Source organism: Bradyrhizobium sp. MI1.11 (genome assembly GCF_055811255.1).
This window is the reverse complement of the sequence record NZ_JBVVPM010000121.1, coordinates 1-5,508: the sequence shown is the minus strand read 5'-3', so window position 1 is coordinate 5,508 and position 5,508 is coordinate 1. Positions and strand designations below refer to the sequence as shown.

Sequence of the window (5,508 nt, the reverse complement as noted above, 5' to 3'; positions counted from 1 at the left end):
CATCGGCTATATCAGCCCGGTCGAGATGGAGCTAAAATCGGCTTGATCCATGTCCACTTTTTTGGGGGAAGATCAATCCAGACTGTCCCCGCGGAGGGATTCTGGATTGCTTCGCTTCGCTCGCAATGACAGCGGTTGCGACAAGCATTCCCAAAACGGCCTGACGCCATGCATGGCGCGATTGCTTCCCGGCTTGCTCTCGCCGCAAGCACAGGGCTAACGTCGCGCACTTTCAATTGCTGGACTTGAGTTGATGACACGTATCGCCGTCGGCGGCTTCCTGCACGAGACCAACACCTTCGCTCCGACGAAGGCGACCTTCGCGGACTTCCAGCACGGCGGCGGCTGGCCGGCAATGACGCAAGGTCCCGACGTGCTGAAGGTGATGCGCCGAATCAATGTCGGCCTAGCCGGTTTCGTCGACAGCGCCGAGGCCAACGGCTGGGAACTCGTTCCGACGATTGCCTGCGGCGCGAGCCCCTCGGCGCACGTCACCAGGGACGCCTTCGAGCGCATCGTCAAAGCGATGCTCGACGGAATCGCAGCCGCCGGCCCGATCGACGCCGTCTATCTCGATCTGCACGGCGCGATGGTCACGGAACATCTCGACGACGGCGAAGGCGAGATCCTGGCGCGCGTGCGCCGCGTCATCGGCAAGGACATTCCGCTGGTCACTAGCCTGGATCTCCACGCCAACGTCACCCCCGAGATGATGGAGCATGCGGACGCGCTGATCGCCTACCGCACCTATCCCCATGTCTACATGGCCGAGACCGGCCGCGCCTGCGCGCAACATCTCGCATTGCTGCTGAAGACAAAGCAGCGTTTCGCAAAAGCCTTCCGGCAATTGCCGTTCCTGATCCCGATCAGCTGGCAGTGCACCAACGACCAGCCGACCAAGGGCATCTACGAAAAGCTTGCCGCGCTGGAGAGCGATGCGGTTCCGACATTGTCCTTCGCACCCGGCTTCCCCGCCGCCGATTTCCGCGATTGCGGGCCGAGCGTGTTCGCCTTTGGCAAGACGCAAGCCGATGCCGATCGCGCGGCGGATGCGATCGTGAAGCTGATCGAAAGCCACGAGGACGATTTCGACGGCAAGATCTGGTCACCCGATGACGGCGTGCGCCACGCGATGGAACTCTCGAAGGGCGCGAGCAAGCCGATCATCATCGCCGACACCCAGGACAATCCCGGCGCCGGCGGCGATTCCGACACCACCGGAATGCTACGAGCGCTGGTCCGCAACAAGGCCAGCGCCGCGACCGGTGCGATCTACGATCCGGAATCGGCCAAGGCCGCGCATGCAGCCGGCGTCGGCGCCACCGTGACGCTGTCGCTCGGCGGCAAGTCCGGCATTCCCGGCGACGAGCCCTATCGTGAGACCTTCGTCGTTGAAAAGCTCTCCGACGGCCGCTTCATCGCGCCCGGGCCCTACTATGGCGGCCGCGAGATGGAGATGGGCCCGTCCGCCTGCCTTCGCATCGGCGACGTCCGAATCGTCGTCTCCTCGCACAAGGCGCAGCTCGCCGATCAGGCCATGTACCGCTATGTCGGCATCGAGCCGACCAAAGAGAAGATTTTGGTCAACAAGAGCTCGGTGCACTTCCGTGCGGATTTCGAGCCGATCGCGGAAAAGCTGATGATCTGCGCTGCCCCCGGCGCGATGCCGGCCGACACAGCCACGCTGCCATGGACACGCCTGCGGCCGGGCATCCGCATCAAGCCGAACGGCCCGATTTTCACTCCCTCCTCACGCTAACTGGACAGAACACATGCCCACGATTGACCGCATCGACGGCTATGCCGACGAACTCACAGCCATCAGGCGCGACCTCCACGCCCATCCGGAAATCGGCTTCGAGGAAGTGCGCACCTCCGGCATCGTCGCCGACAAGCTGAAGAGCTGGGGCATCGAGGTGCATCGCGGTCTCGGCGGCACCGGCGTGATCGGAATCATCAAGGGCAAGGGGTCGAGCGGCAAGCGCATCGGGCTTCGCGCCGACATGGACGCGCTGCCGATGGAGGAGAACACCAATCTGAAATGGAGTTCGAAAATCCCGGGCCGCTTCCACGGCTGTGGCCATGACGGCCACACCACCATGCTGCTCGGCACCGCGCGCTACCTCGCCGAAACCAAGAACTTCGACGGTACCGTGCACCTGATCTTTCAGCCGGCCGAGGAAGGCCTGGGCGGCGCCCGCGCGATGATCAAGGACGGGCTGTTCGAGAAGTTTCCCTGCGACGAGCTCTACGGCCTGCACAATGCGCCGGACCTCAACCACGGCGAGATCGCGATCCTGCCCGGCCCTGCGATGGCCAGCGCCGACTTCTTCGACCTCCGCATCACCGGCTACGGCGCGCACGGCGCGATGCCCGAACGCTCCAAGGACGCTGTGATCATCGCGACCACGCTGGCGCAGGCGATCCAGACCATCGTCAGCCGCAACGTCGAGCCGCTGCAGGCCGCAGTCGTCTCGATCACGCAGATCCACGCCGGCTCGGCGTACAACGTCATCCCCGGCGAAGCGCATCTTTGCGGCACCATCCGCACTTTCTCGAAAGAAGTCCGCACCCTGATCAGCGAACGCATCCGCACGATCTGCGCCGGCATCGCGAGCGCCTATCAGTGCGTGATCGACGTCGACATCCGCGACACCTTCGATGTGCTGGTCAACCAGGTCGAGCAGTCCAAGGTGGTCGAGGAGGTCGCGCGCACCATCGTCGACCCCGCCAACGTGATCACCCGCGCCCAGCCGAAGATGGGCAGCGAGGATTTTGCCGACATGCTGCAAACCATTCCCGGCGCCTATTTCTGGGTCGGCCACGACGGCTCGGTGCCCGTGCACAATCCCGGCTTCGTGCTCGACGACAAGATCCTGCCGATCGGTGCCAGCATGTTCGCCCGGATCATCGAGACCCGGATGCCGGTGGGTGCCCATGCATAAAAAGAGCGTCGAAGAGGAAGTCACCTCGCTGCACGATCTCTCCGCGGTCGATCTAATCGCGGGCTATCGCGCCAAGCAGTTCTCGCCGAGCGAGGTGCTGGAAGACGTGCTCGCGCACGTCGCAGCTTGGGAGCCGCACCTCAAGGCGCTCTATGCATTCGATCCCGACGGCGCGCGCGAGGCCGCGAAGGCCTCGACCGCGCGCTGGTCGGGGGGCGAGCCGTCCGGCGCGCTCGACGGTGTGCCCGTGACGGTGAAGGACAACATCGCGACCAAGGGCGTGCCGGTGCCGCTGGGCGCCGCCAGCGTCAAGCTGGTGCCGGCCGAGAAGGACGCACCACCGGCCGCGCGCCTGCGCGAGGCCGGTGCGATCATCTTCGCCAAGACCACGATGCCCGATTACGGCATGCTGTCCTCGGGGCTGTCGTCTTTCCACGCGTTGGCGCGTAATCCCTGGGACCTCTCCAAAAACCCCGGCGGCTCCAGCGCTGGCGCGGGCGCAGCTGCGGCAGCCGGCTATGGCCCGCTGCATCTCGGGACTGATATCGGCGGCTCGGTCCGCCTGCCCGCGGGCTGGTGCGGCCTCGTCGGATTGAAGCCGAGCTTTGGACGCGTGCCGATCGATCCCGCCTATGTCGGCCGCGTCGCCGGTCCCATGACCCGCACCGTCGACGATTGCGCGCTGATGATGAGCGCGATCGCGAAACCCGACCGGCGCGACGGCACGAGCCTGCCCGCGGAGCCCCTCAACTGGAAGGGGCTGGAGAAATCCCCGCGCAAACTCCGCATCGGACTGATGCTCGATCCCGGCGTTGGCCTGGCGCTGGAGAAACCGGTGCGCGAGGTCGCTGTGAAGGCGGCGAAAGCGTTCGAATCCGCAGCCGCCGTCGTCACCGAAGTCGACGGCATCCTCACGCGCGAGATGCTCGACGGCCTCGACAATTTCTGGCGCGCGCGGATGTGGGATGATCTGTCGAAGCTGACGCCCGCCGAACAGGCAAAGGTGCTGCCCTACATTTTCAAGTGGGGCGAGTCCGGCGCGAAGCTCTCGGGTGTCGACGTTATCCGTGGCTTCAACCAGACTATGGCAATCCGCGCCGCGGCATCGAAGCTGTTCTGCGAACTCGACTATGTGATCTCGCCGACCGCGCCGAACGTGAACTATCCGGCGGAGTGGGCCTCGCCGACCAACGATCCCATGAAGCCTTTCGAGCATATCGCCTATACCGTTCCGTGGAATATGTCGGAAAATCCGGCGATCTCCATCAACGGCGGCTTCGACGCCAAGGGTTTTCCCATCGGCGTGCAGATCGTCGGCCGCCGCTTCGACGATATCGGCGTGCTCGGCATGGCCAAGGCGTTCGAGAGCCTGCGCGGCCCGCAGAAGCCCTGGCCCAGCCCGCCGGCGAAGTAGAGCTTGGCCACCACACGCCCAGTCCGCGCAAGACGGACGCTGGCAGCCATGCATGACGTCTCTTCGAGACAGAATTCAGGACAGGGAAGGAAACCACCATGGCGTATGAGACGATTAAATACGAAATCGCCGAGCAGATCCTCACCATCACGCTGAACCGGCCCGACAAGCTCAACGCCTTCAACGCGCAGATGCAAGCCGAACTGATCGACGCGTTCGACGCCGCCGACAAGGACGACGACGTCCGCGCCATCATCGTCACAGGCGCCGGCCGCGGTTTTTGCGCGGGCGCAGACCTTTCGTCGGGTGCCGACACCTTTGATCGCGACGCACGGCGCGGGCCGGTGAAGCGCTTCGCCGACGGAAAGGTCGACTACAGTGATTCCCAGGTGCGCGACGGCGGTGGCCAGGTGACGCTGCGCATCTTCAAGTGCCTGAAGCCGGTGATTGCCGCGGTGAACGGACCCGCGGTCGGCATCGGCGTCACCATGCAGCTCGCTATGGACATCCGCATCGCGTCCGATGCCGCGCGGTTCGGCTTCGTGTTCTCCCAGCGCGGCATCGTGCCGGAAGCTGCCTCGAGCTGGTTCCTGCCGCGCATCGTCGGCATCTCGCAGGCGCTGGAATGGTGCTATTCCGGCCGCGTCTTCCCGGCGCAGGAAGCCCTCGCCGGTCGCCTCGTCAGCAAGGTCGTAGCCCCTGATGATCTGCTGCCGACCGCCCGCGCGCTCGCCAAGGAATTCGCGGCGAAGACGGCGCCCGTGTCAGTGGCGCTGATCCGCCAGATGATGTGGCGCATGATGGGCGCCGACGATCCGATGGAGGCCCACAAGGTCGACAGCCGTGGCATCTACGCCCGCGGCCGCTCGGACGATGTGAAGGAAGGCGTGGTGTCGTTCCTGGAAAAGCGCCCTGCGCAGTTCAAGAACAAGGTATCGAGCGACATGCCGGATTATTTCCCGTGGTGGACAGAGCGGGAATACAAGTAGGGCATCGTAGGGTGGGCAAAGCGAAGCGTGCCCACCATTCTTGTCACGGTTGCCGATAAATGGTGGGCACGGCGCTCACGCGCCTTTGCCCACCCTTGTAATAGCGCGATCAGTTATTCTCGACCTGTTCCGTGAGGAATGGCCTGCCGCGGTTTGCACC

4 protein-coding genes are annotated in these 5,508 nt (G+C 64.6%); all 4 read left to right on the top strand.

The features are described from left to right. Positions 1-253 precede the first annotated feature (253 nt). The 4 genes from AC0L30_RS42165 to AC0L30_RS42150 all read left to right on the top strand — a co-directional run bounded on the left by AC0L30_RS42165 (position 254) and on the right by AC0L30_RS42150 (position 5,348). Positions 254-1,759, top strand: a complete 1,506-nt coding sequence (locus AC0L30_RS42165) for a M81 family metallopeptidase (protein ID WP_473406723.1) — start codon at positions 254-256, stop codon at positions 1,757-1,759. A 13-nt stretch (positions 1,760-1,772) separates the two neighbouring features. Continuing rightward, the gene (locus AC0L30_RS42160; protein ID WP_473406722.1) at positions 1,773-2,945 is read left to right on the top strand and encodes a M20 aminoacylase family protein; all 1,173 of its coding nucleotides are present in this window, start codon (positions 1,773-1,775) and stop codon (positions 2,943-2,945) included. Continuing rightward, positions 2,938-4,359 (top strand): amidase, encoded by a 1,422-nt coding sequence (locus tag AC0L30_RS42155; protein WP_473406721.1) that lies wholly within the window; start codon positions 2,938-2,940, stop codon positions 4,357-4,359. The genes AC0L30_RS42160 and AC0L30_RS42155 overlap by 8 nt, the downstream gene beginning before the upstream one ends. 98 nt (positions 4,360-4,457) lie before the next feature. Next, a complete protein-coding gene (locus tag AC0L30_RS42150) occupies positions 4,458-5,348 on the top strand; it encodes a crotonase/enoyl-CoA hydratase family protein (protein ID WP_354128110.1) in 891 nt (296 codons plus the stop codon). The last annotated feature ends 160 nt before the right edge of the window (positions 5,349-5,508 follow it).